The organism is Pseudomonas sp. JV241A (assembly GCF_900275665.1).
GTDB classification, from domain to species: domain Bacteria; phylum Pseudomonadota; class Gammaproteobacteria; order Pseudomonadales; family Pseudomonadaceae; genus Aquipseudomonas; species Aquipseudomonas wadenswilerensis.
In genome coordinates this window covers 1-25325 of the sequence record NZ_OPYO01000034.1, presented here as the reverse complement: position 1 = coordinate 25325, position 25325 = coordinate 1, and the positions used below count along the sequence as shown (strand labels likewise).

Here is a 25325-nt window from a genome sequence, read left to right as displayed (position 1 = left end):
GCTCGCCAACCTGGCATATGTCGCTGGCCGTTGGTTTTATGATCTGTTTTCGGCGAGGGTTGCTCGTGATTGTAAGTCCCTGTAATGCACCAAGAACTCCCGGCAATCGGCTGCGCACGGCCCTGTTGGCAGGCGCAACGCTGGTAAGCCTGCTCGGCGCAGGCCAGCTCTGGGCGTTCAACCTTGACGATGTCGCGGCCAAGGCGAAGGATCTTGCCGGGCAGAAGTACGAAGCGCCAAAAAGCAATCTGCCGGCGGTGTTCCGTGACATGAAGTACGCGGACTACCAGAAAATCCGCTTCCTCAACGAAAAAGCCGAGTGGGCCAAGGACAAGACGCCGTTCAAGCTGTCCTTCTACCACCAGGGCATGCATTTCGACACGCCGGTCAAGATCAACGAAGTCACCACCAAGGCGGTGAAAGAGATCAAGTACGACCCGAGCCGTTTCGATTTCGGCGACCTGCAGTTCGACGCCAAGGCTACCGAACAGCTGGGGTATGCCGGTTTCCGCGTGCTGTACCCGATCAACAAGGCTGACAAGCAGGATGAAATCATGACCCTGCTTGGCGCCAGCTATTTCCGCGTGGTCGGCAAGGGCCATGTGTATGGCCTGTCCGCTCGCGGCCTGGCTATCGACACCGCGCTGCCGTCGGGCGAAGAATTCCCGCGCTTCACCGAGTTCTGGGTCGAGCGTCCGAAGCCGACCGACAAGCAACTGGTGATCTACGCGCTGCTCGATTCGCCGCGTTCCACCGGCGCCTACCGCCTGACCCTGCGTCCGGGCAGCGACACCATTGTCGACGTGCAGTCCAAGGTGTTCCTGCGTGACCACGTCAGCCGCCTGGGCATCGCCCCGCTGACCAGCATGTTCCTGTTCGGCGGCAACCAGCCGTCCAAGGTGCTCAACTACCGTCCGGCCCTGCACGACTCCGAAGGCCTGTCGATCCACGCTGGCAATGGCGAGTGGCTGTGGCGCCCGCTGAACAACCCGAAACACCTGGCCGTGAGCAACTTCAGCGTCGAGAACCCGCGTGGTTTCGGCCTGCTGCAACGCCAGCGTGAGTTCAGCCAGTTCGAAGACCTCGACGATAACTACCAGAAGCGTCCAAGTGCCTGGATCGAGCCGGTCGGTGACTGGGGCAAGGGTACCGTCGACCTGGTCGAGATCCCGACTGCCGACGAAACCAACGACAACATCGTGGCCTTCTGGAGCCCGGAGAAACTGCCGGAGCCAGGTACCCCGTTCGAATACGCCTACCGCCTGCACTGGACCATCGACGAGTCCGAGTTCCACTCGCCGAACCTGGGCTGGGTCAAGCAGACCCTGCGCTCGACCGGTGACGTCAAGCAGTCCAACCTGATCCGCCAGCCCGATGGCAGCGTGGCCTTCCTGGTCGACTTCGAAGGCCCGGTACTGAGCAAACTGCCGGAAGACACCGCAGTGCGTAGCCAGGTCAGCGTTGGCGACAATGCCGAAGTGGTCGAGAACAACCTGCGTTACAACCCGGAAATCAAAGGCTGGCGCCTGACCCTGCGGCTGAAGGTCAAAGACCCGAGCAAGTCAGTGGAAATGCGCGCCGCCCTGCTGCGTGACGTTCCGGTCGAGCCGGCCAAGCCTGCCAAACCAAGCAAGCAGGACAAAGCCGCGGCCAAACAGGCCAAGGCTGACAAGCCTGCCGAGCAACCTGCCGCCGACGCGGCGTCCACCACCGGGGCACCGGCCACCACCGAACAGGTGCTGACCGAGACCTGGAGCTATCAGTTGCCTGCCGATGAGTAATGCCCATACCCGGCCAGAATCGCTCAGCGAATATCTGGCCCACCTGCCCCTGAGCGACGAGCAGCGTGCGGAACTCGCCCGCTGCTCCTCGTTCAGCGAATTGCATCAACGCCTGTCTGCCCAGCCGGGCGCCGACGCTGCCGAGGCCGTTCAGGCCTCGGTGGGCGAGCGCCTGCACGTGACCTGCGCCGAAGAGCTGCAAGACGCCGAGATGCTCGCGGTGGACGGCAGCGGCCGGGTCTGCCTGAAGGCCACGCCGCCGATCCGTCGCACCCGGGTAATCCCCGAGCCGTGGCGGACCAACATCCTGATCCGCGCCTGGCGCCGCCTGACCGGCCGCACCAACGCTCCGGCGCCGGAAAAGCGCGAGCTGCCCAAGGCGCGCTGGCGCTGGGTCGGCTCGATGCGCCGCTACATCCTGCTGGCGCTGATGCTCGGTCAGACCATCGTCGCCGGCTGGTACATGAAGGGCATCCTGCCGTACCAGGGCTGGTCGTTCGTCGACCTCGACGAAGTCATGCACCAACCGCTGCTGCAAACCGCCACGCAAGTCTGGCCGTATGCGCTGCAGACCAGCATCCTGATCCTCTTCGGTATCCTCTTCTGCTGGGTCTCGGCGGGTTTCTGGACCGCGCTGATGGGTTTCCTGGAACTGCTTACCGGGCGCGACAAATACCGCATTTCCGGCAGCAGTGCCGGTAACGAGCCGATCGAAGCCGGTGCCCGCACCGCGATCGTCATGCCGATCTGCAACGAAGACGTGCCACGCGTGTTCGCCGGCCTGCGGGCGACGTTCGAGTCGGTGGCCGCCACCGGTGACCTCGACCGTTTCGACTTCTTCGTGCTCAGCGACACCAACGACACCGACATCGCCGTGGCCGAGCAACAGGCCTGGCTGGAAGTCTGCCGTGAGGCCAAGGGTTTCGGGCGGATCTTCTACCGTCGCCGTCGCCGCCGGGTCAAACGCAAGAGCGGCAACCTCGACGACTTCTGCCGTCGCTGGGGTGGCGACTACCGCTATATGGTGGTGCTCGACGCCGACAGCGTGATGAGCGGCGAATGCCTGACCAGCCTGGTGCGCCTGATGGAGGCCAACCCGGACGCCGGGATCATCCAGACCGCGCCGAAAGCTTCGGGCATGGACACCCTGTATGCGCGCATGCAGCAGTTCGCCACCCGCGTCTACGGCCCGCTGTTCACTGCCGGCCTGCACTTCTGGCAGCTCGGTGAGTCGCACTACTGGGGTCACAACGCGATCATCCGCATGAAGCCCTTCATCGAGCACTGCGCCCTGGCACCATTGCCGGGCAAGGGTGCCTTTGCCGGTGCGATCCTCTCCCACGACTTCGTCGAAGCGGCGCTGATGCGTCGGGCCGGCTGGGGCGTGTGGATTGCCTACGACCTGCCGGGTAGCTACGAAGAACTGCCGCCGAACCTGCTCGACGAGCTCAAGCGCGACCGGCGCTGGTGCCACGGCAACCTGATGAACTTCCGCCTGTTCCTGGTAAAAGGCATGCACCCGGTGCACCGTGCGGTGTTCCTTACCGGGGTGATGTCGTACCTCTCGGCGCCGTTGTGGTTCTTCTTCCTGGTGCTGTCGACTGCGTTGCTGGCGACCAACACCCTGATGGAGCCGCAGTACTTCCTCGAACCGCGCCAGCTCTACCCGTTGTGGCCGCAGTGGCATCCGGAGAAAGCCATTGCGCTGTTCTCCACCACTATCGTGCTGCTGTTCCTGCCCAAGCTGCTCAGCGTCATCCTGATCTGGGCCAAGGGTGCGAAAGAGTTCGGCGGGCGCTTCAAGGTGACCGTGTCGATGCTGCTGGAGATGCTCTTCTCCATGCTCCTGGCGCCGGTGCGGATGATCTTCCACACCCGCTTCGTACTCGCCGCGTTCCTCGGCTGGGCCGCGACCTGGAACTCGCCGCAGCGTGACGACGACTCCACCCCGTGGAGCGAAGCGGTCCGCCGCCATGGTCCGCAAACCCTGCTGGGTGTGGCCTGGGCGCTGTTGGTGGCCTGGCTGAACCCGAGCTTTTTGTGGTGGCTGGTGCCGATCGTTGGTTCGCTGATGTTGTCGATCCCGGTCTCGGTGATTTCCAGTCGGGTGCACCTGGGGTTGCGTGCGAAGGACGAGAGCCTGTTCCTGATCCCCGAGGAATACGCCACGCCTCGCGAACTGCTGGCCACCGATCAGTACACCCACGAGAATCGCTGGCACGCCATGCACGACGGCTTCGTCCGTGCCGTGGTCGACCCGCAGCAGAACGCCCTGGCTTGCGCCTTGGCCACTGCCCGTCACGGCGTCGCGGCGCCGATCGAGGCGTTGCGTGCCGAGCGTATCGCCAAGGCCCTGGAAGTCGGCCCGAGCGGTCTGGATGGCAATACCCGTCTGGCCCTGCTCAGCGACCCGGTTGCCCTGGCGCGCCTGCACACGGCGGTCTGGGATGAGCAGAACGAGGCCTGGCTGGGCGTCTGGCGCCAGTCGATCGCCAACGATCCGCACTCGCCGCTGTTGCCGTTGCATCCGGAGCCTGCCGTACAGCCTTCGCTGGCCAGTGCCTGATCGCCTGATCGGCTCAAGCAATCGCCGGCAACGCCGGCTTCCACAGGGTTGTATGCACAACTGACCTTGTGGGAGCCGGTGTTGCCGGCGATGTTTTTTCTGGTATCAATGCGTAACAAAGTCATCTTCGGCTATATGTACCGTGCCGTTCATGCGTTAGCATCCCTCCCCGAATATCTCGCACCCGTCTGAGTAGGACGGTTCGCGCCAAAAATAAAATTCGAGCTTTTCTGCTGGGGGATCTGGTGATGATTAAGAAGTATCTGTCGATGCTGCTGGTCGGCGTCACGGCGCTGGTCGCGGTAAGTGCCGCCCAGGCGGCCGGAGCCATCGATGACGCGGTCAAGCGCGGCACCTTGCGTGTCGGCATGGACCCTACCTACATGCCGTTCCAGATGACCAACAAGCGCGGTGAGATCATCGGCTTCGAGGTCGACATCCTCAAGGCCATGGCCAAGTCCATGGGCGTCAAGCTCGAGACCGTTTCCACTGCGTACGACGGCATCATCCCGGCGCTGATGACCGACAAGTTCGACATGATCGGCAGCGGCATGACCCTGACCCAGGAACGCAACCTCAAGCTTAACTTCAGCGAACCCTTCATCGTTGTCGGTCAGACCCTGCTGATCCGCAAGGAGCTGGCTGACGAGATCAAGTCCTACAAAGACCTGAACAACGAGAAGTACCGCCTGACCTCCAAGCTCGGTACTACCGGCGAGATGGTCGCCAAGAAGCTGATCGGCAAGGCCAAGTACCACGGCTACGACAACGAGCAGGAAGCAGTGATGGACGTGGTCAACGGCAAGGCCGACGCCTTCGTCTACGACGCGCCGTACAACGTCGTCGCGGTGAACAAGGCCGGCGCCGGCAAGCTGCTGTTCCTCGACAAGCCGTTCACCTTCGAACCGCTGGCCTTCGGCCTGAAGAAGGGCGACTACGACAGCCTCAACTTCATCAACAACTTCCTGCACCAGATCAAGCACGACGGGACCTACGATCGCATCCACGACAAGTGGTTCAAGGACACCGCCTGGCTCAAGGACATGGAATAAGGCCGAGGCACCACGCCCGGCTTGAAACCCGACGCGCAGGCTGGCCCTGCGCGTTCGCTTTTACGGAAGTACCTTCACGTGATCAAACACAAAAAAGCCCAGTGGCCCTGGCACGGGCTGACCGCGCTGGTCCTGATCGGCCTGGCCGTCAGCCTGTATTACGCGACCTCGGTGATTTCCTACGAGTGGCGCTGGAACCGGGTGCCGCAGTACTTTGCCTACCAGGCTGAAGTCGCCCAGCGCGTCGCTGAAAACGGCACCATCGAAGCCATCGTCAGCAAGGGCGACATGGCCAGCGTCACGGTACGTGACGAGAGCGGTGGCGAGCAGGTCTTCGAGGTCGAGCAGGCCAGCGTGCAACTGTCGCGCGGCGACGATGTGGCCGAAGGCGACCTGATCGGCGTTACCCATCACTGGGCCGCCGGCCCGCTGGCCTGGGGCCTGTGGACCACGGTATGGATCTCGGTCGCCTCCGGCGTGCTGGGGCTGCTGATCGGCCTGTTTGCCGGGCTCTGCCGGCTGTCGAACAACCCGACCCTGCGTGACCTGTCGACGGTGTATGTCGAGCTGGTACGCGGTACGCCGTTGCTGGTACAGATTTTCATCTTCTATTTCTTCATCGGTACTGTGCTCAACCTGTCCCGGGAGTTTGCCGGGGTGGCGGCGCTGGCGCTGTTTACCGGCGCCTATGTCGCCGAGATCGTCCGCGCCGGTGTGCAGTCGATCGCCAAGGGCCAGGGTGAAGCCGCCCGTTCGCTGGGCCTGAGCGCTGGCCAGTCGATGCGCCATGTGGTGCTGCCGCAAGCCTTCAAGCGCGTATTGCCACCGCTGGCCGGGCAGTTCATCAGCCTGGTCAAGGACACCTCGCTGGTCTCGGTGATCGCCATCACCGAGCTGACCAAAAGCGGTCGCGAGGCGATCACCACCTCGTTCTCGACCTTCGAGATCTGGTTCTGCGTCGCCGGCCTGTACCTGTTGATCAACCTGCCGCTGTCGCACATGGCCAGCCGGCTTGAGCGGAGGCTTGCGCAAAGTGATTGAAGTCCGTGACCTGGTAAAAGTCTTCGATACCCGTGGGCAAGTGGTGCGCGCGGTCGATCACGTCAGCACCGACGTGGCCAAGGGCGAAGTGCTGGTGGTGCTCGGCCCTTCGGGCTCGGGCAAGTCGACCTTCCTGCGCTGCCTCAACGGCCTGGAGTCGTTCGATGAAGGCACCGTGGCCATCGACGGCCTGCAACTGGCTGATCCGAAGACCGACGTCAACGCCTACCGCCGGGAAGTCGGCATGGTGTTCCAGCATTTCAACCTGTTCCCGCACATGACCGTGCTGGAGAACCTGTGCCTGGCGCAGAAGGTCGTGCGCAAGCGCGGCAAGGCCGAGCGCGAGGCCAAGGCCCGGGCGTTGCTGGAGAAGGTCGGCATTGCGCAGAAGGCCAATGAGTTCCCTTCGCGCTTGTCCGGTGGTCAGCAGCAGCGGGTGGCGATCGCTCGCGCCCTGGCCATGGAGCCCAAGGTAATGCTGTTCGATGAGCCGACCTCGGCGCTCGACCCGGAAATGGTCGGTGAGGTGCTGGATGTGATGAAGACCCTGGCCCTGGAAGGCATGACCATGGTTTGTGTCACCCACGAAATGGGCTTTGCCCGCGAAGTGGCGGATCGGGTGCTGTTCTTCGATCACGGCAAGCTGCTGGAAGACTCGCCGCCGGAGGCATTCTTCACCTCACCCAAGGACCTTCGCGCCCAGGCGTTTTTGCGGCAGGTGCTTTAGGGCCCCATCGCGGGGCAAGCCCGCTCCCACCAGACCGGTAGGAGCGGGCTTGCCCCGCGATGCTTTCTACAGCTGGAACTTGCCGACCAGCGTCTGCAAATGCGTCCCCAACCGCGCCAGCTCAACGCTCGACGCCGCCGTCTCTTCACTGGCGGCCGAGGTCTGGTCCGACACATCCCGCACATTCATCACGCTACGGTTGATCTCTTCGGCCACCGCGCTTTGCTGCTCGGCCGCCGCAGCGATCTGCTGGTTCATTGCCTGAATCGAAGACACCGTACGGGTGATGGTTTCCAGCGAGGTGCCGGCGCGACGCGTCAGCTCGACGCTGCTGTCAGTCAGGCCGCGGCTGGCATCCATCACCGTGGCCACTTGCTGGGTGCCGTTCTGCAGGCCGGCGATCAATTGTTCGATCTCCTCGGTGGACTGCTGGGTGCGTTGCGCCAGGCTGCGTACTTCATCGGCCACCACGGCAAAGCCACGCCCGGCCTCACCGGCGCGGGCCGCTTCGATAGCAGCGTTGAGGGCCAGCAGGTTGGTCTGCTGGGCCACCGACTTGATCACATCGAGCACGCTGCCGATCTTGTCGCTTTCGGCCTTGAGCTGGCCCATGGCTTCGCTGGAATGGTTGACCTCGCTGGCCAGGCGCTCGATCTGGGCGATGGCTTCACCGACCACCCGATCACCTTCGCGGGCCTGCTGATCGGCCATTACCGCCGCTTCCGAGGCTTCCTCGGCGTTACGCGCGACTTCCTGCACGGTGGCGGCCATTTCGTTCATGGCGGTGGCCACCTGGTCGGTCTCGACCTTTTGATTGTTGACCCCGGCGCTGGTCTGCTCGGTGACCGCCGACAGCTCTTCGGCGGCGCTGGCGATCTGGGTGACGCCGTCGCCGATGCCGCCGATCAATTCGCGCAGGCTTACGGTCATGCGCTGCATGCTGTGCTGCAACTGGCCCAGCTCGTCACGCCGATCGACCTTGAGGTCGTGGCGCAGGTCGCCACTGGCGACCCGGTCGGCGGCGTTGAGGGTCTGGCGCAGGGGGATGACGATCTGCCGGGTAATGGCCCAGGCGGCCAGCAGGCCGAACAGCAGGGCCAGCACCGTGGCCAGGGTCAGCATCGACTTGGCGTGTTGCGCCTCGTCATCGCGCAGGGTGGTGAGGGTGGTGGTCAGTTGCTGGCTCTGTTCGATCAGGTTCTGCCCCAGCACAATCATCTGCTGCGCGGCCTGCTCGGAGGCGCTTTGCGCGTTGCCGAACTCGACCACGGCGCCGCGGTAGTTGCCCAGGGCGCGGGCGGCCTGGTTGAAGTTGCTGGTGTAGCTGGCTGGCAGCACTTCAGCCAGGGTCTTGAGCTGCGAGGTGGCCTGGTCGATGGCTTGCAGCGCGGTCTGCTGGAACTCGGCCTTGCCGCTGTAGGTGTAGCCACGCACCTGGAAACGCGCCTGTTGCAGCAATTTGCTGGCGCCGACCACACTGTTGAACAGGTTCAGGTCGCTGCCGCTGAGTAGTTGTTGCTCGACCTGGGCGATCAGCGCCGCAGCCTCGTCGGCGCTGCTGCCGAGTACGGCGCGAGCGGCCTCGCGCTGTTGGGCGGCCTTGTCGGCACTGCTCAGCGCCTGGCGGTATTGGCGCACGGCGTCGTGCTGCTGCTCGATACGCCGACGATTCTCCGGCAGGACGATGCGTTGGTCGACCGCTTGCAGTTGGCGCTCTAACGCTGCCAGCGCATTGTTGAGGTTCTGCGCCGCCGCCTCGTCGCCTTTGAGCTGGAAACCCTGGCGGGCGATACGCAGTTCGAGGGTGGCCTGATGCACCTGGGAGATGCCGCCCAGAGTGTCGCCGCGTTCGGTGACACCGTTCAGGCCCTGCCAGCCGGTCAGGGTAATGGCCAGGGTCAGCAGCAGGACCAGGCCGAAGCCAATGCCGAGTTTGAGATTGACGCTCACGTTGCCCAGGTGCTGGGCTAACCAACGGTACATGGTGGGACTCCATTGCGATCGGCAGAGGCGATTATTGTTCTGTTGCCAATGCATCGGCCTGGAGCGGTAAAACTGAAGTCAGAACAGGCGGGCGAGCAGGGCGGTGACCGCCGTCTCCACGCGCAGGATGCGCTCGCCGAGTTGTACCGGGGCAAGGCCAGCCTTGCCCAGCAGGTCGATCTCGTAGGGAATCCAGCCGCCTTCCGGGCCGATGGCCAGGGTAACGGGCTCGTTCAGCCCGCGTGGGCACGGCGGGTACTGGCCGGGATGGCCGACCAGGCCAAGGGTGCCCTCGCTGATGGCTGGCAGGCGGTCTTCGACAAACGGCTTGAAGCGCTTCTCGATGATCACTTCGGGCAGGACGGTATCGCGGGTCTGCTCAAGGCCGAGGATCAGCTGTTCGCGGATGGCCTCGGGCTCAAGGAATGGTGTCTGCCAGAAGCTTTTCTCGACGCGGTAGCTGTTGACCAGGATCACTTTCGGCACGCCCATGGTGGCGACGGTCTGGAATACCCGGCGGAGCATCTTTGGCCGTGGCAGGGCCAGCACCAGGGTCAGCGGCAGCTTGGCCGGAGGCGGCTGGTCGAAGCTGACGCCGAGCTCGGCCTCATGGCCTTCCAGGCGCAGTACCGTGGCCTGGCCCATCAGCCCGCCGATACGCCCGACGCGCAGGGTATCGCCCACCGCCACGCGGTGGATTTCCTGCATATGGGTAAAACGCCGGTCAGCCAGCACCACGCGTTCGGCCGCGATGAAGTCGGCCTCTTCGAGTAACAGCAGGTTCACGGCTGGGTCGCTGGCGGCTGGTCGTTGTGGTCGTCGGCAGCGTCTTCACGGTGCTCGCTGCGCTTGCGGATCAGCCCGCCAAACAGCACGCCGATCTCGAACAGCAGCCACATGGGCACGGCCAGCAGGGTCTGCGAGAAGATGTCCGGCGGGGTCAGGATCATGCCGACCACGAAGCAGCCGATGATCACGTACGGGCGAATCTTCTTCAGGTACTTCACGTCGACCACGCCGATCCACACCAGCAGCACCACGGCCACCGGGATCTCGAAGGCCACGCCGAAGGCGAAGAACAGGGTCATGACGAAGTCCAGATAGCTGGAGATGTCCGTCATCATCGCCACCCCGTCCGGAGTGGCGCTGGCGAAGAAACCAAAGATCAGCGGGAACACCAGAAAGTAGGCGAAAGCCATGCCGGCGTAGAACAGAATGATGCTGGAGATCAGCAATGGGATCGCGATGCGCTTTTCATGGCGGTACAGCCCTGGCGCGATGAAGCCCCAGATCTGCTGCAGGATCAGCGGAATGGCCAGGAACAGCGAGACGATCATGGTCAGCTTGAACGGCGTCAGGAACGGCGAGGCGACGTCGGTGGCGATCATCGTCGCGTTGGCCGGCAAGTGTTCGCGCAACGGCGCCGAGACCAGGGTGTAGATCTGCTGCGCGAAGGAAAACAGCCCGGCGAAGATCAGGAAGATGGCCGCGACGCAGCGCAGCAGGCGTGTACGCAACTCGGTGAGGTGCGAAACCAGCGGCATCGGCTGGTCGTTTTCCGGAATATCGCTCATGGGGCTCGCGGGGGCTGTGTCGGTTCGGTGGGCGCGCTGACGACCGGCGGCGGGGTTTCGCTGCTGACCGGGGCTGGCGCCGGGGCGGTTTCGCCATTGGCTACCGGGCTTGCAGGCGGCTCAGGCGTCACGCTGTTGGGGTTGAGGATCTTGCGCGCTTCCTGCTCCATGGAGAGGATGTGCTCGTTATGCAACTGACGACGGATGTCATCGGCGCCGATTTCGCGCTCGACCTCCTGCTTGATCGCATTGAAGCTGCGCTTGAGCCGGCCGATCCACAGCCCGGCGGTGCGCGCGGCACCCGGCAGGCGCTCGGGGCCGAGCACCAGCAGGGCCACCAGGCCCACGAGCAACAGTTCGCTGAAGCTGATCCCGAACATTGATCAATCTTTCCTGATCGGCTCTTCGACCTTGTGGGCCTGGCCTTCGAAGGTCTGCGGCTGGTTCAGCGGCGAAGTGGCCTGCGGCTGGACAGGTTGCGCCGGCGGTGGCGTCTGCTCGTCCGGCTTGGTCTCTTCTTCGTTCATGGCTTTCTTGAAGCCCTTGATCGATTCGCCCAGGTCGCTGCCGAAGTTCTTCAGCTTCTTGGTACCAAACACCAGTACCACCACGACCAGCAGGACGATCCAGTGTTTCCAGTCAAAAATACCCATGGTGCAATCCCTCGAAATAATTCAGTTAGGCCGACGGCTGACGCGCTGCTTTCTCGGCGTGCCCGGACAGGCCGAAACGGCGGTCCAGCTCGTCCAGCACCGCCTGCGGGTGCTGGCCCAGTTGCGCGAGCATGACCATGCTATGGAACCACAGGTCGGCGGTCTCATAGATGACATCGCTGCAGTCGCCGCTATGGGCGGCGTCCTTGGCGGCGATGATGGTCTCGACCGACTCTTCGCCGAGTTTTTCCAGAATCTTGTTCAGGCCCTTGTGGTACAGGCTGGCCACGTAGGAGCTATCGGGCTCGGCGCCTTTGCGCGATTCCAGCACTTCGGCCAGGCGGGTCAGGGTGTCGCTCATGTCAGTGTCCTGCGCTGTAGATGGCATGCGGGTCCTTCAGGACCGGATCGACGGTCTTCCATTCGCCGTTCTCATAAACCCGGTAGAAGCAGCTTTCGCGGCCGGTATGGCAGGCGATATGACCCAACTGCTCGACCATCAGGATGATCACGTCGGCGTCGCAGTCCAGGCGCATTTCATGCAGCTTCTGCACGTGGCCGGATTCTTCGCCCTTGCGCCACAGTTTGCCACGCGAACGTGACCAGTAGATGGCCCGCTGCTCAGCGGCGGTCAGCGCCAGCGACTCGCGGTTCATCCAGGCCATCATCAGCACGCGCCCGGTCTTGTGGTCCTGGGCGATAGCCGGTACCAGGCCATCGCTGTTCCAGTTGATCTCGTCCAGCCAGTCTTTCATCTTCGACTCCAAAACCAGGTTCGATCCGTTGCCGAACCCTTGCGCTAGTGTGCCAGCCAGCGGCCCGGCTGGCTATCGACGCACGATCAGGTAGAGGCCGGCGGCCAGCATCAGCCAGGCCGGCCAGGCAGCCGGAGCGCTCAGGCTGACCGCGCCGGCAGCCAGGGTGGCACCGCCGCCGAGCAGCCCGGCACCGAGCAGGCGCAGGGCCCAGTGATCGCTCTTCTGCTGCCAGGGCGCAGGCGGGTCGGACAGGTGCGGCTGCGACATGCGTTCGAGCAGGTCGCGGGTCATGCCGGCCAGGTGCGGAATCTGTTCGACCTGGCCATGCAGGTTCTGCAGCAGGGTCTTGGGGCTGACCCGCTCGCGCATCCAGCGCTCGAGGAACGGCTGGGCGGTGCTCCACAGGTCGAGGTCCGGGTACAGCTGGCGGCCCAGGCCTTCGATGTTGAGCAGGGTCTTTTGCAGCAGCACCAGCTGCGGCTGGACTTCCATGTTGAAGCGCCGCGCGGTCTGGAACAGGCGCATCAGCACCTGGCCGAAGGAAATATCCTTTAACGGTTTTTCGAAGATCGGCTCGCACACGGTACGGATCGCCGCTTCGAATTCATTCAGCTTGGTCTGCGCCGGTACCCAGCCCGAGTCGATGTGCAACTGGGCGACGCGGCGGTAGTCACGCTTGAAGAAGGCGAACAGGTTGCGCGCCAGGTAGTCCTGGTCCTCGGGGGTCAGGCTGCCGACGATGCCGCAGTCGATGGCGATGTACTGCGGGCTCCACGGCTTGACGGTGCTGACGAAAATGTTGCCCGGGTGCATGTCGGCGTGGAAGAAGCTGTCGCGAAACACCTGGGTGAAGAAGATCTCCACGCCACGCTCGGCGAGCAGCTTCATGTCGGTGCGCTGGTCGGCCAGGGTCGCCAGGTCAGTGACCTGGATGCCGTAGATGCGCTCCATCACCAACACTTTCGGCCGGCACCAGTCCCAGTACACCTGGGGCACGTACATCATCTCCGAGCCTTCGAAGTTGCGCTTGAGCTGGCTGGCGTTGGCCGCCTCGCGCAACAGGTCGAGTTCGTCGTAGATGGTTTTTTCGTAGTCGTTGACCACTTCCACCGGGTGCAGCAGGCGCGCATCGGCCGAAACCCGCTCGGCGCCACGGGCAATCAGGAACAGCCAGGCCAGGTCCTGGGCGATGATCGGCTTGAGACCGGGGCGCACCACCTTGACCACCACCTCTTCACCGCTCTTGAGCTTGGCCGCGTGCACCTGGGCAACCGAGGCCGAGGCCAGGGGCTCGACGTCGAAGCGGCTAAACACTTCGCTGATCTTGGCCCCGAGCTGCTCCTCGATCAGGGCGATGGCTTTTTGCGGGTCGAACGGCGGTACCCGGTCCTGCAGCAGCATCAGCTCGTCGGCAATGTCTTCGGGCAGCAGGTCGCGGCGAGTCGAGAGCAACTGGCCGAACTTGATGAAGATCGGCCCCAGGTCCTGTAGCGCCAGGCGCAGGCGCGCGCCACGGCTGAGCTCCAGTTGCTTGCGCGGCAGCCAGCGCCAAGGCATGGCATAACGCAGGCCCATCAGCCACCAGGGCAGGGGCAGGGCGAACAGCAGGTCATCGAGACGGTAACGGATCACGACGCGCTGGATGCGCAACAAACGGCGGACGGCAAGCAGCTTCATGCGTTATCGCTGGTATCAAGGGATCGGGCAAGGCGCTCGATGCGCGCCTCAAGGCGTTCAATATCGACTTTTAGCGTGTCGAGTTCGCTGAAACGGGCTTCGGCTTCGCGCAGGCCTACCAGGGTCCGGGCCTCTTCGGCGAGGTACTCGGAAAGGTTCTGGTTGAGCGCCGCCAGGCCCTGGCGGGTCCAGTTGGCGCGGCTGCGCAAATGACCGCTGAGCAGTTGCGTGGCGACCGGGCCGAGCCAGCGGGAAACTTCGTACTCCCAGTCCAGCTCCAGGTCCTGCAGCACTGCCACCAGGTCGAGCAGCACCGCGCTGTCGCCTTCAAGCTCGACCTGCGGGCTGTGCAGCACGGCGCTCTTGTCCTGGCTCAGGGCCAGGCGCACCAGGCTGCTGGCGGGCGCGCGCAGGGTACAGTCGGCCTCATTGGCCCAGTGCGTGGCGAGCATCAGGCCTTCGTCGCTGGGCAGGATGAACAGCTGCAGGGCCGGCTGGCGGCAGTCGATTGCAATCACCTTGCCGTCGAGCGGGCGCAGACGCGGCAGCGCTGTGCTGTCCAGGCGCAAAACACGGTTGAGGCCGTGTTCGACGCTGGCGAGCAGGCCGGCCAGGAGCATCAGGGCTTGATTCCCCGGTGCAGGGCAACGATGCCGCTGGTCATGTTGTGGTAGGTGACGCGGTCGAAACCAGCTTCGACCATCATCGCCTTGAGGGTTTCCTGGTCGGGGTGCATGCGGATCGATTCGGCCAGGTAACGGTAGCTTTCCGAGTCGTTGGTGATCAGCTTGCCGGCCAGCGGCATGAAGGCAAACGAGTAGGCGTCGTAGACCTTGGACATCAGCTTGTTGGTCGGCTTGGAGAATTCCAGCACCAGCAAGCGGCCACCGGGCTTGAGCACCCGCAGCATGGAGCGGATGGCCTCGTCCTTGTGGGTGACGTTGCGCAGGCCGAAGGCAATGGTCACGCAATCGAAGTGGTTGTCCGGGAACGGCAGTTTTTCCGCGTCGGCCTGGACGAACTCGATGTTGCCGGCCACGCCGCGGTCGAGCAGGCGGTCGCGACCGACCTTGAGCATCGACTCGTTGATGTCGGCCAGCACTACCTGACCGCTGGGGCCGACCAGTTGCGAGAACTTGGCTGCCAGGTCGCCAGTGCCGCCGGCGATGTCGAGGACCCGGTTACCCGGGCGCACGCCCGACAGTTCGATGGTGAAACGCTTCCACAGGCGGTGCATGCCGACGGAGAGCACGTCGTTCATCAGGTCGTACTTGGCCGCCACCGAGTGGAACACCTCGGCGACTTTCTCGGCCTTCTGGCTTTCCGGCACGTTCTTGTAGCCGAAGTGGGTGGTGGGTTCGGCGTGGTCGCCTTTGCGCTGATCGTTCATATCGCTTCACCGGAAAAAATTACTGGCCATTCTAGGGCGTACGGTCGGTTTTGTCTTGGCGGGGTGTGTCGCAGGTGGGGCGCGGGCATAATACAAGTATGCCTTCGAACCCAGGATTGAATGAATGACCCAGATCAGCGTTGAACGCAAACACAACCTGGGCCGCGATGCGGCCCGGCAAAAGGCCGAAGCCCTGGTCGACAAGCTGGCCCGCGAATACGACCTCAAGGCCAGCTGGAACGGTGACCGGGTCGAGGTCAAGCGCAGTGGCGCCAATGGCAGCGTGCTGATTGGCGAGGACAGCATCAAGGTCGAGCTGAAGCTGGGCATGATGCTGTCGATGATGAGCGGGACCATCAAGAGCGAGATCGAGCGGGCGCTGGACAAGGCGCTCGCCTAGCGGCTCAAGGGGGGAGCTTCAAGCTGCAAGCTGCAAGTGCTTCGCGGTGAATGGGAGGGGGCGACGGTTTCAAGATCACCGCTGCCCTTTCTTGCCGCTTGAAGCTTGCCGCTGCCCCTTTATTAGTGTGCCAATTCTAATTTTTCCCCCTACCTTGTGCTCAAGCCCAACTTCCCTGGGCAGTTCCTCCATTTCCGTTCAGAGCGTGAGGTGCAGAGTATGGCCAAAGTGATCCTGAAGAAAAAAGACGACGCCCAGCGCACGTTGGGTGAGGTGCGCGGCTACGCGCGCAAGATCTGGCTGGCGGGCCTCGGGGCTTACACCCGGGTAGGTCAGGAAGGTGCCGACTACCTCAAAGAGCTGGTCAAGGCCGGTGAATCGGTAGAAAAACGCGGCAAGAAAAAACTCGATGCGCAGGTCGATGCCGCCAACTCCGAGATCGATTCGGTGAAGGGCGAGCTGAGCAGCGTCAAGGGCAAGGTCGAGGTTCAACTCGACAAAATCGAAAAGGCTTTCGACACACGGGTCGCAAGCGCCTTGAATCGCATCGGCATTCCGTCTAAACATGACGTGGAGACACTCTCTGTCAAGCTCGATGAGCTCACGGCATTGCTTGAACGTGTCGCACGTAAACAATAAGGAGAGCGGGATGGCTGGCAAGAAGACTACTGATAAAGAAGGCAGTTCCTGGGTCGGGGAGATCGAGAAGTATTCCCGCAAGATCTGGCTGGCTGGTTTGGGGATCTACTCCAAGATCGATCAGGATGGCAGCAAGGTGTTTGACAGCCTGGTCAAGGAGGGTGAGAAAGCTGAAAAACTGGCCAAGGGTTCGGTCGACTCGGCCAAGGCAACCGCCAAGTCGGCTACCTCGCGCATCAGCGGCGTCAAGGATCGCGCACTGGGCAAATGGGACGAACTCGAAGGTGCTTTCGACAAGCGCCTGAACAGTGCGATCTCGCGCCTTGGCGTGCCGAGCCGCAGTGAGGTCAAGGCGCTGCATTCGAAGGTCGACACCCTGACCAAGCAGATCGAGAAACTGACCGGCGCTTCGGTCACTCCGATCTCGAAAAAACCGGCGGCGAGCAAGCCTGCAGCCAAGCCACTGGCCAAGGCTGCACCGAAAGCGGCGGCGAAACCTGCAGCAAAAACTGCAGCGGCTAAACCTGCAGCCAAGCCAGCGGCGAAAACCGCAGCGGCAAAACCTGCGGCCAAGCCAGCAGCCAAACCGGCTGCAGCGAAGAAACCGGCAGTGAAGAAGTCCGCGGCCAAGCCAGCAGCTAAACCTGCAGCAGCGAAGCCGGCGGCACCTGCGGCCAGCGCTGCACCGGCGCCAAGCCCGGTACCAGTAGCCAATGCTGCACCGGTTACTTCGGCGCCGTCAGCTCCGGCAAGCCCGATCAGCCAGTCCTGATACTGGCTTTATCGCGGGGCAGTGCGGCGACCCGACTTGCCCCGCGATGCTTTCAACCCTCCAGATACCTTAGCGCCAACTGCTCGGCTGCATGCCGCGAGCCCGCCTCCAGGTGCGGCGCCACCAGCATCATCACCTGATACACCACCACCCCTACCTCACCCTCACGGGCCAGCACCCGTTGGTAATCGAGCGAGAACAGCAGCGTCAGGGTGATCTGCTCAACAAGCTGCCCCAACGCCCGCGTATCGCTGAGCACCTGCCCCTGGGCCTTGAGGCTGGCCAGCAGCGCCGCCAGGGTACGCTTGAGCGCGTTGAGCAGGTTGCGCATGCCACGGGCCAGCTTGGGCAGGCGCCCGGTCAGGTTCGACAGGTCCTGGAACAGGAAGCGGTACTGGGCCATGCGCTCGACGATCAGGTGCAGGAACAGCCAGTAGTCCTCGGCATCCAGGCGCACTTCCAGCGGCGGGTCGAGCAGTGGCGTGAGCTCGTCCTCGAAGCGTTCGAACAGCCCCAGCACCAGCGGCTCCTTACCGTGGAAGTGGTAGTAGAGGTTGCCCGGGCTGATGCCCATTTCGTTGGCAATCTCCAGGGTCGAGACATTCGGCTCGCCCTGGCGGTTGAACAGTTGCAGGGCACACTCGAGGATACGGTCGCGGGTTTTCATCCGTTCTACTTGTTCAGCGCGCCTGCACGTAGCTGCCGGGCGCGGGGTCCATGGGAGGGTAGTTCTGGTTGCCGAGGGCCATCAGGGTTTCGCGCTGGGCGCCGGAGCGCGCCTGAATCCATTCCAGCCATTGCGGCCACCAGCTGCCGTCGACCTGCTTGCCATCGTAGAGCCAGGCCCGCGGGTCGCTGCTCAGGCGCTGATTGTCGACGTAATGCGCCTTGGGGTTGCCCGGCGGGTTGATGATGCTTTGCACATGGCCGCTGTTGGCGAGGATGAAGCGTTTGTCGCCACCGAGCAGCAGCACCGAGCGATACACCGCATCCCAGGGGGTGATGTGGTCGTTGCTGCCGGCGACGCTGAAACTGTCGACGTTGACCTTCTGCAGATCGATCGGCGTGCCGCACACTTCAAGCCCCGCTGCGTGGGCCAGCGGGTTGTGCTTGAAGAAGTCCAGCAGGTCGCCATGCAGCGCGGCCGGCAGGCGGGTGTTGTCGTTGTTCCAGTAGAGGATGTCGAACGCCGGCGGGGCCTTGCCGAGCAGGTAGTTGTTGACCCAGTAATTCCAGATCAGGTCGTTGGGGCGCATCCAGGCGAACACCCGGGCGATCTCGCGACCGTCGAGCACGCCTTGCTGGTAGGAGCGGCGCTTGGCGGCTTCAAGGGTTTGTTCGTCGGCAAACAGGCTGGCCGGGCTGTCGATCTGGCTGTCGAGCAGGCTGACCAGGTAGGTGGCGCTGCTGACCCGGCGCAACTGGCGCTTGGCCTGCAAATGACCTTGCAATGCGGCCATGGTCAGGCCACCGGCACAGGCGCCCATGAGGTTGACCTCGCGGCTGCCGGTGATCGCCCGGCACACGTTCATCGCCTCCTCCACGGCTTCGACATAGCTCGACAGGCCCCACTCACGGTGGCGCGGGTCGGGGTTGCGCCAGCTGATCATGAAGGTCTGCAGGCCGTTCTTGAGCATGTACTGGACGAAGCTGTTGGCCGGGCTCAGGTCGAAGATGTAGAACTTGTTGATCTGCGGCGGTACCACCAGCAATGGCCTGGCGTATTGTTTTTCGCTCATCGGCTTGTACTGGATCAGTTCCAGCAGCTCGTTGCGAAACACCACCGAGCCCGGCGTGGTCGCCAGGTTGCGGCCGACCTCGAAGGCCTGCGGGTTGACCTGGCGCGGCAGGCCGTCGTTGTGCCGCAAATCATCGAGCAAGTGGTTGATGCCGCGCACCAGGCTCAGGCCTCCGGAGTTGAACAGCTCCTTGACCGCCAGGGGGTTGAGCAGTGAGTTGCTGGGCGACACGGCATCGTTGAGCAGAGTGAACAGAAAGTGCGCGCGGGCGCGGTCGTCTGGCGCCAGCTGGCTTTCGTCGATCCACAGGCGAGTGTGCTTCTGCCATGCCAGGTAGGCCTGCAGGCCGCGGCTGTACAGTGGGTTCTGGCTCCAGGCCGGGTCCTTGAAGCGGTTGTCGCGGGGGCTCGGTTGATAGGGGGTTTCGCCGAGCAGCACCTTGCCCAGTTGATTGCCCAGGGCCAGCATGTGCTTGGCTGTGTGCAGCGGGTGGCGCAGACCATGGCGGCTGACGCTGCGCAAGGTCGAAAACAGGTCACGTCCGCGCAGGCCGCTGATTGCACTCTGCACGTTCATATAGGTGGCGGGGACCGGTACCGATCCCTTCGCGGGTTTGTCTTTCATCAGGCAACACTCCGTCGTCAGGCCATCAACAAACACATCAATGCAAGAGCGACACCAACCTCACGCCGCGCACCCGGGTTGCCTGGCGTCCCGCCATGGGCTCGGGTGTGGCAGGCGTCTCAGCTGCTGGGGGCGGGCCGAGGGTGCATGACGGCGCGTTGGCGCTCTTGCTGGAGAAACTTCATGATGATCGGGGCGACGGCCTCGGCCCGGGTGATCAGGAACAAATGACCGTCGTCGATTATGTGTAGCTGGGCATTGGGAATTCGCCAGGCCAACAGGCGCATGTTGATCAAGGGGATCAGCGGATCGTCGTCGCCGGCCAGCACCAGGGTGGGCTGCTGGATCTTGTGCAGCCAGTGAATGCTGGTCCAGCCGAGCCCGGCGAACAGTTGCCAGTAGTAGCCGAGCTTGCCTCCGGAGCGCACTTTGGCCGCGTGCGAAAGGGCCAGGTCCGGGTCACGGCGGAAACCGCCACCATAGATCTGCGGGGCAATACGGATCACATGGGACGGCTGCACATAACGCCGGGGGCTAGCCATCAGCCACAGCACCTTGGGCTTGCCCGGCACCATCACTGCGCCCGCGGCGGTGGCAGCCAGTACCAGCTTTTTGCAGCGCTCGGGGTAGTCATGGGCAAACTGCTGGGCCAGGGCGCCGCCCCAGGACACGCCAATGACATTGACCTGGCCATAGTCGAGGTAGTCGAGCATGCGTGCGGTGAGTTTGGCCAGGCCAGGGAAACGATAGGGGTGGCGTGGGGTCGATGAACCGCCCACGCCAGGTACATCGAAGGCAATGACCTCCAGGTCCGGGTCCAGGGCCTGGATGAAGGGGAATACCAGCTCCAGGTTGGCGCCGATGCCGTTGAAGATCAGCAAGGGCGTCAAGTGCGGCTTGCCGGGTCGGACGGCGGTGCGGATGGTTTGGCCATCCAGGTCGACGGTCCTGAAAATATACTGTTGCGGCATGCGCGAAGCCCTGTGGTTTGTAAGCGCCGCAGCCCTTGCGAGCTGCGGCGGTGTTCGCTGTCAACGCTCGTGAACGTAGGTCCCTGGTGCTGCGGCACCGGCCACATGGGCCTTGTTGCCGAGGTTGGCCGGAGCTTTTTTCAGCTTGCCCGAACGCTCGGCCAGCCAGGTCTGCCAGTACAGCCACCAGGAGTCGGTGTGCTTGGTCGAGTTCTCTTGCCAGTCGAGGGCGCTGGGGGGCATTTCACTGTTGGTCATGTAACGCGCCTTGGGGTTGCCCGGCGGGTTGAGGATGCTCTGGATGTGACCGCTGTTGGACAGCAAAAACTCGACCTTGCCACCGAACAGCTGTGCCGACTTGTAGCACGACTGCCACGGGGTGATGTGATCGGCGGTACCGGCGACGCTGAAGATGTCAGTGGTCACCTGCTTGAGGTCGATCGGCGTGCCGCACACTTCCAGTGCATCGGGGCGCAACAGTGGGTTGTTTTTGAACAATTCGATCAGGTCGCCGTGGAAAGCGGCCGGCAGGCGTGTGGTGTCGTTATTCCAGAACAGGATGTCGAACACCGGCGGCTCGTTGCCCAGCAGGTAGTTGTTGACCCAGTAGTTCCAGATCAGGTCGTTGGGCCGCATCCAGGCGAACACCTTGGCCATGTCGCGGCCTTCCAGCACACCAGCCTGGTAGGAGTGGCGCTTGGCCGCCTCCAGGGTCTGCTCGTCGACGAACAGCGCCACCTGGGTGTCGAGGGTGGTGTCGAGTACGCTGACCAGCAGGGTCAGGGCATTGACCTTCTTCTCGCCGAGTGCCGCGTAGTGGCCCACCAGCGCGGTGCAGGTGATGCCACCGGAGCAGGCGCCGAGCATGTTCAGGTCCTTGCTGCCGGTGATCGCCAGGACTACGTCGACCGCCTCCTTGAGCGCATCGATATACGTCGACAGGCCCCATTCGCGTTGGGATTTGGTCGGGTTGCGCCAGCTGACGATGAAGGTCTGCACGTTGGAGCGCAGACAGAAACGCGCCAGGCTCTTTTCCGGGCTGAGGTCGAAGACGTAGAACTTGTTGATCTGCGGCGGCACCACCAGCAGCGGCTTTTCCAGCACCTGTTCGGTGATCGGCCGGTACTGGATCAGCTCCAGCACGTCGTTGCGAAACACCACCGCGCCTTCGCTGGTGCCGAGGTTCTTGCCGACCTCGAAGGCATCCATGTTCACCTGGCTGGGCATGCCGCCATTGTTGACCATGTCCTTGGCCAGGTTCGACAGGCCATCGAGCAGGCTCTTGCCGCCGGTTTCGAAGAAGCGCTTGACCGCCGCCGGGTTGGCCGCGGTGTTGGTCGGCGCCATGGCCTCGGTCATCAGGTTGATGACGAAGTGGCCGCGGCTGATGTCCTGGTCGGAAAGGTTGCTGGTATCGATCCAGTCGTGCAGTTCCTTGCGCCAGGCCAGGTAGGTCTGCAGGTAGCGGCGATACAGCGGGTTCTGGCTCCAGGCCGGATCGTGAAAACGACGGTCGTCATTCTCCGGTTGCAAGCTCGACTTGCCGAAGATCACATCCTTGAGTTCCATGCCGAAATGGGCGACATGCTTGGCACTGTGCAGCGGTTGGCGAATGGCCTGACGCAGCACCATTCGAGCAGAAGTCAGCAAATCCTTGCGGCGCAAGCCGATCACCGGGTTCAGACCCAGGGTGTTTTCCGAGGCTTGGCGCTGCAGGTCATCGTTATTCTTGTTACTCATCTACGACGCTCCGTTGTCCTGAGACGAGTACCGGTTTGACTGTGCGCGTTACACAGACGAACGCCCGGTACTGCTGCTCGGGTGACCAGTGATAACGAACTGCGGTCCTGCGGCCGGATGCAAACGACGATGAGCCCTGCGGGTTTTTTCTGCGTGAGAAGACTGCCTGCTTTCGCTCGCGACCTCTACATACCAGCCCGACCCTGCATTAAATCCGATGCAGGGAGCTTGCCAGATCCATTGGTTACCCGACTTTTTGGTATTGCGCAAGACGGCCAGTCATTGGCCGTGGTGCAGGCATTCAAGCAAATAGAATTAGAAAATGCGCTCTAAACCCTGAAGGGCCCGAGCTAGAGCATCAGCTTGACGATCGACTCGTTGGGGTCGCGGGATTTACCGGCTTTTGCCAGCTCGCCGAGATAGTCCGCCCAGAGTTCGTCCTGGCGCAGGCACAGCTGTTCTAGGTATTCCCAGGTGAACAGGCCGCTGTCGTGGCCGTCGTCGAAGGTCAGTTTCAGTGCGTATTGGCCGGCAGGTTCCAGCCCGCTCAGGCCAACGCCGAGCTTGCCGTACTGCAGGATCGGATTGCCGTGGCCCTGGACCTCGGCGGAGGGGGAGTGCACGCGCAGGAATTCGGCGGGCAGGTGGTACACCTCGCCTGGCCCGTAGGTCAGGGTGAGGGTCTTGGAGGCTTTATGCAGATTGATGCCGCTGGGGAGTCTGGTCATGGATAAGGGCTCTTGGGCTACAAGCTGCAAGCTACAAGCTGCAAGAGAAGGCGTCCAGCGCGCTTAACTTGCAGCTTGCCGCTTGAAGCTTGCCGCTTTAGAGAATATAGCGTGACAGGTCTTCGTTCTGCGCCAATTCGCCCAGGTGGCTGTTGACGTAGTCGGCGTCGATGCGGATCGGCGCTTCGCTGTGGGCGCTGGCCAGGTCGCCGGCGCTGAACGACACCTCTTCGAGCAGACGCTCGAGCAGGGTGTGCAGGCGACGGGCACCGATGTTCTCGGTTTTTTCGTTAACCTGCCAGGCAATCTCGGCCAGGCGCTTGATACCGTCGGCGGCGAACTCGATGTTCAGGCCTTCGGTTTTCAGCAGCTCACGGTACTGCTCGGTGAGCGAGGCGTGCGGTTCGCTGAGGATGCGCTCGAAGTCTTCCGGGCTCAGGGCCTTGAGTTCGACGCGGATCGGCAGGCGGCCTTGCAGCTCGGGTACCAGGTCGCTCGGCTTGCTCAGGTGGAAGGCACCGGAGGCGATGAACAGGATGTGGTCGGTCTTGACCATGCCCAGCTTGGTGTTCACCGTGCAGCCTTCAATCAGCGGCAGCAGGTCGCGCTGTACGCCTTCACGGGACACATCGGCACCGCCGACGTTGCCGCGCTTGGCGACCTTGTCGATTTCGTCGATGAACACGATGCCGTGCTGCTCGACCGCTTCCAGGGCCTTGGCCTTGAGCTCGTCTTCGTTGACCAGGCGCCCGGCTTCTTCGTCACGCACCAGCTTGAGTGCTTCCTTGACCTTGAGCTTGCGGCTCTTGCGCTTGCCCTTGCCCATGTTGGCGAAGAGGTTCTGCAACTGGTTGGTCATTTCCTCCATGCCCGGTGGCGCGGAAATGTCGACGCCCATGGCTTCGGCCACTTCGATCTCGATTTCCTTGTCGTCCAGCTGGCCTTCGCGCAGGCGCTTGCGGAACAGCTGGCGGGTGTTGGAGTCCTGGCTGGCGACCTGGTCTTCGTTGAAACCGGTGCGTGCCGGTGGCAACAGGGCATCAAGGATGCGCTCTTCGGCAGCGTCTTCGGCGCGGTGACCGACGCGGATGATTTCCTGCTCGCGGAGCATCTTGATCGCGGCATCGGCCAGGTCGCGGATGATCGACTCGACATCACGGCCGACATAACCGACTTCGGTGAACTTGGTCGCTTCGACCTTGATGAACGGTGCGTTGGCAAGCTTTGCCAGGCGGCGGGCGATTTCGGTTTTGCCGACGCCGGTCGGGCCGATCATCAGGATGTTCTTCGGCGTCACTTCAACGCGCAGCTCGGCCGGCAGCTGCATACGCCGCCAGCGGTTGCGCAAGGCGATGGCGACGGCGCGCTTGGCGTCGTCCTGGCCGATGATGTGGCGGTTGAGTTCGTGGACGATCTCGCGGGGGGTCATGGACATGGTAGTGATGGTCCTTGGGCTCGATAAGTCAGCGTGGAAAAGCCCGGCCACCGGGGCCGGGCGCCAGAACAGCTGAATTACTCGGCCAGGTCCTGCTCCTCGATGGTCAGGTGATGGTTGGTGAACACACAGATGTCACCGGCGATGTTCAGCGCGGTCTCGGCGATTTCGCGGGCCGAGAGGTCGGTCTTTTGCAGCAGGGCGCGAGCGGCGGCCTGGGCGTAGGCGCCACCGGAGCCCATGGCGATCAGGCCGTCTTCGGGTTCGACCACGTCACCGTTGCCGGTAATGATCAAGGATGCGTCCTTGTTGGCCACGGCCAGCATGGCTTCCAGGCGGCTCAGGGAACGGTCGGTACGCCATTCCTTGGCCAGCTCCACGGCGGCACGGACCAGATGGCCCTGGTGCTTTTCCAGCTGGCCTTCAAAGCGTTCGAACAGGGTGAAGGCGTCGGCGGTGGCACCGGCGAAACCGGCGATGACCTGACCGTGGTACAGGCGGCGGACTTTCTTGGCGTTGCCTTTCATCACGGTGTTGCCGAGAGAAACCTGGCCGTCGCCGCCCATGACGACTTTGCCGTGGCGGCGAACTGAAACGATGGTGGTCAAGGGAGAGTCTCCACGCAGCGGGGCGAAAATGCCTGATGCAGACTCATATGGGGGTGGTAGGAAAGATTTCAACCTTGAAGGATGAGCGGTAATCCTTCAGGGCCCCATCGCCGTCAAGGCCGGCTTGTGTCTTGAGGTAGGAATAGAATCAGAAGTGAGAGCGGTGAATGGCAAGCTGTACGCCGGTAGTGCTTAAAGCACGTGTGGGAGCAAAGCTGCCATTCACCTCTCCACTCTGGCCCGAGCCCGAACAGTTGATTGAGCGCCTCTCGAATCACAAGCGTGGGCCAAGCCAGAGCGCTCTCACAACTGAGTGTAAGAGGGTTCAGCCATGTTGTCTTCTGTTGGAATCGACACTGCCAAAGCCACTTTGGAAATCTGCATCAAGCCTCAGAAAATCCGCTTCGAAGTGGCCAACAACTCCGCAGGCTTCGAGGTGTTGCTTGAGCGTCTGAAGGACTTCAATA

General features: G+C 62.9%; 25 protein-coding genes. 8 read left to right on the top strand and 17 right to left on the bottom strand.

The genetic code is table 11. The features are described 5' to 3' along the window. The first annotated feature begins 65 nt into the window (after positions 1–65). The 5 genes from JV241A_RS23635 (at position 66) to JV241A_RS23615 (ending at position 7167) form a co-directional block, all read left to right on the top strand. On the top strand, positions 66–1781 hold the full coding sequence (locus tag JV241A_RS23635; RefSeq protein WP_134064740.1) for a glucan biosynthesis protein G: 1716 nt from the start codon (positions 66–68) through the stop codon (positions 1779–1781). Continuing rightward, the gene (mdoH, locus tag JV241A_RS23630) at positions 1774–4347 is read left to right on the top strand and encodes a glucans biosynthesis glucosyltransferase MdoH (RefSeq protein WP_115089274.1); all 2574 of its coding nucleotides are present in this window, start codon (positions 1774–1776) and stop codon (positions 4345–4347) included. Before JV241A_RS23635 ends, mdoH begins: the two co-directional genes overlap by 8 nt. A 251-nt stretch (positions 4348–4598) precedes the next feature. Beyond that, a complete protein-coding gene (locus tag JV241A_RS23625; RefSeq protein ID WP_166675744.1) occupies positions 4599–5399 on the top strand; it encodes a transporter substrate-binding domain-containing protein in 801 nt (266 codons plus the stop codon). Positions 5400–5477: 78 nt separating this feature from the next. Next, positions 5478–6440 (top strand): amino acid ABC transporter permease, encoded by a 963-nt coding sequence (locus JV241A_RS23620; RefSeq protein WP_134064738.1) that lies wholly within the window; start codon positions 5478–5480, stop codon positions 6438–6440. Then, on the top strand, positions 6433–7167 hold the full coding sequence (locus tag JV241A_RS23615; protein WP_115089519.1) for an amino acid ABC transporter ATP-binding protein: 735 nt from the start codon (positions 6433–6435) through the stop codon (positions 7165–7167). Before JV241A_RS23620 ends, JV241A_RS23615 begins: the two co-directional genes overlap by 8 nt. Before the next feature lie 66 nt (positions 7168–7233). On the opposite strand, the gene JV241A_RS23610 is transcribed toward JV241A_RS23615, so the two are convergent. The 10 genes from JV241A_RS23610 to ubiE all read right to left on the bottom strand — a co-directional run bounded on the left by JV241A_RS23610 (position 7234) and on the right by ubiE (position 15202). Beyond that, positions 7234–9150: a methyl-accepting chemotaxis protein gene (locus tag JV241A_RS23610; RefSeq protein WP_134064736.1), complete on the bottom strand. Its 1917-nt coding sequence runs from the start codon at positions 9148–9150 to the stop codon at positions 7234–7236. A 78-nt stretch (positions 9151–9228) separates the two neighbouring features. Continuing rightward, entirely contained in the window at positions 9229–9936 is a 708-nt protein-coding gene (locus JV241A_RS23605) for a 16S rRNA (uracil(1498)-N(3))-methyltransferase (RefSeq protein WP_134064734.1), read from the bottom strand. Continuing rightward, a complete protein-coding gene (gene tatC / locus JV241A_RS23600; protein WP_115089269.1) occupies positions 9933–10724 on the bottom strand; it encodes a twin-arginine translocase subunit TatC in 792 nt (263 codons plus the stop codon). Before tatC ends, JV241A_RS23605 begins: the two co-directional genes overlap by 4 nt. After that, positions 10721–11104 carry a Sec-independent protein translocase protein TatB gene (tatB, locus tag JV241A_RS23595; protein ID WP_134064732.1) on the bottom strand — a complete coding sequence of 128 codons (384 nt, stop codon included), beginning with the start codon at positions 11102–11104 and terminating at the stop codon, positions 10721–10723. Before tatB ends, tatC begins: the two co-directional genes overlap by 4 nt. Positions 11105–11107: 3 nt before the next feature. After that, positions 11108–11377 carry a twin-arginine translocase TatA/TatE family subunit gene (locus tag JV241A_RS23590; RefSeq protein WP_115089267.1) on the bottom strand — a complete coding sequence of 90 codons (270 nt, stop codon included), beginning with the start codon at positions 11375–11377 and terminating at the stop codon, positions 11108–11110. A gap of 25 nt (positions 11378–11402) precedes the next feature. Further along, entirely contained in the window at positions 11403–11738 is a 336-nt protein-coding gene (locus JV241A_RS23585; RefSeq protein WP_115089266.1) for a phosphoribosyl-ATP diphosphatase, read from the bottom strand. Between the two features lies 1 nt (position 11739). Next, positions 11740–12132 (bottom strand): phosphoribosyl-AMP cyclohydrolase, encoded by a 393-nt coding sequence (hisI, locus tag JV241A_RS23580; RefSeq protein ID WP_115089265.1) that lies wholly within the window; start codon positions 12130–12132, stop codon positions 11740–11742. 72 nt (positions 12133–12204) lie between these two features. Continuing rightward, a complete protein-coding gene (gene ubiB / locus JV241A_RS23575) occupies positions 12205–13812 on the bottom strand; it encodes a ubiquinone biosynthesis regulatory protein kinase UbiB (RefSeq protein ID WP_115089264.1) in 1608 nt (535 codons plus the stop codon). Continuing rightward, complete coding sequence (locus JV241A_RS23570) at positions 13809–14432, bottom strand: SCP2 sterol-binding domain-containing protein (RefSeq protein WP_115089263.1); 624 nt, start codon at positions 14430–14432, stop codon at positions 13809–13811. Before JV241A_RS23570 ends, ubiB begins: the two co-directional genes overlap by 4 nt. Further along, positions 14432–15202, bottom strand: coding sequence for a bifunctional demethylmenaquinone methyltransferase/2-methoxy-6-polyprenyl-1,4-benzoquinol methylase UbiE (gene ubiE, locus JV241A_RS23565; RefSeq protein WP_115089262.1), 771 nt, complete (start codon positions 15200–15202; stop codon positions 14432–14434). The genes JV241A_RS23570 and ubiE overlap by 1 nt, the downstream gene beginning before the upstream one ends. Before the next feature lie 124 nt (positions 15203–15326). Between ubiE and JV241A_RS23560 the strand changes: the two genes are divergently transcribed. The 3 genes from JV241A_RS23560 (at position 15327) to JV241A_RS23550 (ending at position 17013) form a co-directional block, all read left to right on the top strand. Beyond that, positions 15327–15602 carry a polyhydroxyalkanoic acid system family protein gene (locus tag JV241A_RS23560; protein ID WP_115089261.1) on the top strand — a complete coding sequence of 92 codons (276 nt, stop codon included), beginning with the start codon at positions 15327–15329 and terminating at the stop codon, positions 15600–15602. A 219-nt stretch (positions 15603–15821) separates the two neighbouring features. After that, positions 15822–16241, top strand: coding sequence for a phasin family protein (locus JV241A_RS23555; protein ID WP_115089260.1), 420 nt, complete (start codon positions 15822–15824; stop codon positions 16239–16241). A gap of 10 nt (positions 16242–16251) precedes the next feature. After that, positions 16252–17013: a phasin family protein gene (locus JV241A_RS23550; protein ID WP_134064730.1), complete on the top strand. Its 762-nt coding sequence runs from the start codon at positions 16252–16254 to the stop codon at positions 17011–17013. A 52-nt stretch (positions 17014–17065) separates the two neighbouring features. Here the strand turns inward: JV241A_RS23550 and JV241A_RS23545 are convergent, their stop codons facing one another. The 7 genes from JV241A_RS23545 to hslV form a co-directional block, all read right to left on the bottom strand. After that, a complete protein-coding gene (locus JV241A_RS23545; RefSeq protein WP_134064728.1) occupies positions 17066–17680 on the bottom strand; it encodes a TetR/AcrR family transcriptional regulator in 615 nt (204 codons plus the stop codon). A 13-nt stretch (positions 17681–17693) separates the two neighbouring features. Next, entirely contained in the window at positions 17694–19376 is a 1683-nt protein-coding gene (gene phaC, locus JV241A_RS23540) for a class II poly(R)-hydroxyalkanoic acid synthase (RefSeq protein WP_115089257.1), read from the bottom strand. A gap of 119 nt (positions 19377–19495) precedes the next feature. Continuing rightward, positions 19496–20347 carry a poly(3-hydroxyalkanoate) depolymerase gene (gene phaZ, locus JV241A_RS23535; protein ID WP_115089256.1) on the bottom strand — a complete coding sequence of 284 codons (852 nt, stop codon included), beginning with the start codon at positions 20345–20347 and terminating at the stop codon, positions 19496–19498. 60 nt (positions 20348–20407) lie between these two features. Further along, positions 20408–22087 carry a class II poly(R)-hydroxyalkanoic acid synthase gene (phaC, locus tag JV241A_RS23530; protein ID WP_115089255.1) on the bottom strand — a complete coding sequence of 560 codons (1680 nt, stop codon included), beginning with the start codon at positions 22085–22087 and terminating at the stop codon, positions 20408–20410. 350 nt (positions 22088–22437) lie between these two features. After that, positions 22438–22815 (bottom strand): DUF971 domain-containing protein, encoded by a 378-nt coding sequence (locus tag JV241A_RS23525; RefSeq protein WP_134064726.1) that lies wholly within the window; start codon positions 22813–22815, stop codon positions 22438–22440. Between the two features lie 97 nt (positions 22816–22912). Beyond that, positions 22913–24250: an ATP-dependent protease ATPase subunit HslU gene (hslU, locus tag JV241A_RS23520; protein ID WP_115089253.1), complete on the bottom strand. Its 1338-nt coding sequence runs from the start codon at positions 24248–24250 to the stop codon at positions 22913–22915. 77 nt (positions 24251–24327) lie between these two features. Next, positions 24328–24858, bottom strand: a complete 531-nt coding sequence (hslV, locus tag JV241A_RS23515) for an ATP-dependent protease subunit HslV (protein WP_010221489.1) — start codon at positions 24856–24858, stop codon at positions 24328–24330. Between the last annotated feature and the right edge of the window lie 467 nt (positions 24859–25325).

What these genes read in the sequence shown, in the direction of transcription:
- mdoH (WP_115089274.1), top strand. Translation starts at nt 1,774, where the DNA reads ATGAGTAATGCCCATACCCGGCCAGAATCGCTCAGCGAATATCTGGCC.
- JV241A_RS23610 (WP_134064736.1), bottom strand. Translation starts at nt 9,150, where the DNA reads ATGTACCGTTGGTTAGCCCAGCACCTGGGCAACGTGAGCGTCAATCTC.
- tatC (WP_115089269.1), bottom strand. Translation starts at nt 10,724, where the DNA reads ATGAGCGATATTCCGGAAAACGACCAGCCGATGCCGCTGGTTTCGCAC.
- tatB (WP_134064732.1), bottom strand. Translation starts at nt 11,104, where the DNA reads ATGTTCGGGATCAGCTTCAGCGAACTGTTGCTCGTGGGCCTGGTGGCC.
- JV241A_RS23590 (WP_115089267.1), bottom strand. Translation starts at nt 11,377, where the DNA reads ATGGGTATTTTTGACTGGAAACACTGGATCGTCCTGCTGGTCGTGGTG.
- JV241A_RS23585 (WP_115089266.1), bottom strand. Translation starts at nt 11,738, where the DNA reads ATGAGCGACACCCTGACCCGCCTGGCCGAAGTGCTGGAATCGCGCAAA.
- hisI (WP_115089265.1), bottom strand. Translation starts at nt 12,132, where the DNA reads ATGAAAGACTGGCTGGACGAGATCAACTGGAACAGCGATGGCCTGGTA.
- ubiB (WP_115089264.1), bottom strand. Translation starts at nt 13,812, where the DNA reads ATGAAGCTGCTTGCCGTCCGCCGTTTGTTGCGCATCCAGCGCGTCGTG.
- JV241A_RS23570 (WP_115089263.1), bottom strand. Translation starts at nt 14,432, where the DNA reads ATGCTCCTGGCCGGCCTGCTCGCCAGCGTCGAACACGGCCTCAACCGT.
- ubiE (WP_115089262.1), bottom strand. Translation starts at nt 15,202, where the DNA reads ATGAACGATCAGCGCAAAGGCGACCACGCCGAACCCACCACCCACTTC.
- JV241A_RS23560 (WP_115089261.1), top strand. Translation starts at nt 15,327, where the DNA reads ATGACCCAGATCAGCGTTGAACGCAAACACAACCTGGGCCGCGATGCG.
- JV241A_RS23555 (WP_115089260.1), top strand. Translation starts at nt 15,822, where the DNA reads ATGGCCAAAGTGATCCTGAAGAAAAAAGACGACGCCCAGCGCACGTTG.
- JV241A_RS23550 (WP_134064730.1), top strand. Translation starts at nt 16,252, where the DNA reads ATGGCTGGCAAGAAGACTACTGATAAAGAAGGCAGTTCCTGGGTCGGG.
- JV241A_RS23545 (WP_134064728.1), bottom strand. Translation starts at nt 17,680, where the DNA reads ATGAAAACCCGCGACCGTATCCTCGAGTGTGCCCTGCAACTGTTCAAC.
- phaC (WP_115089257.1), bottom strand. Translation starts at nt 19,376, where the DNA reads ATGAAAGACAAACCCGCGAAGGGATCGGTACCGGTCCCCGCCACCTAT.
- phaZ (WP_115089256.1), bottom strand. Translation starts at nt 20,347, where the DNA reads ATGCCGCAACAGTATATTTTCAGGACCGTCGACCTGGATGGCCAAACC.
- phaC (WP_115089255.1), bottom strand. Translation starts at nt 22,087, where the DNA reads ATGAGTAACAAGAATAACGATGACCTGCAGCGCCAAGCCTCGGAAAAC.
- JV241A_RS23525 (WP_134064726.1), bottom strand. Translation starts at nt 22,815, where the DNA reads ATGACCAGACTCCCCAGCGGCATCAATCTGCATAAAGCCTCCAAGACC.
- hslU (WP_115089253.1), bottom strand. Translation starts at nt 24,250, where the DNA reads ATGTCCATGACCCCCCGCGAGATCGTCCACGAACTCAACCGCCACATC.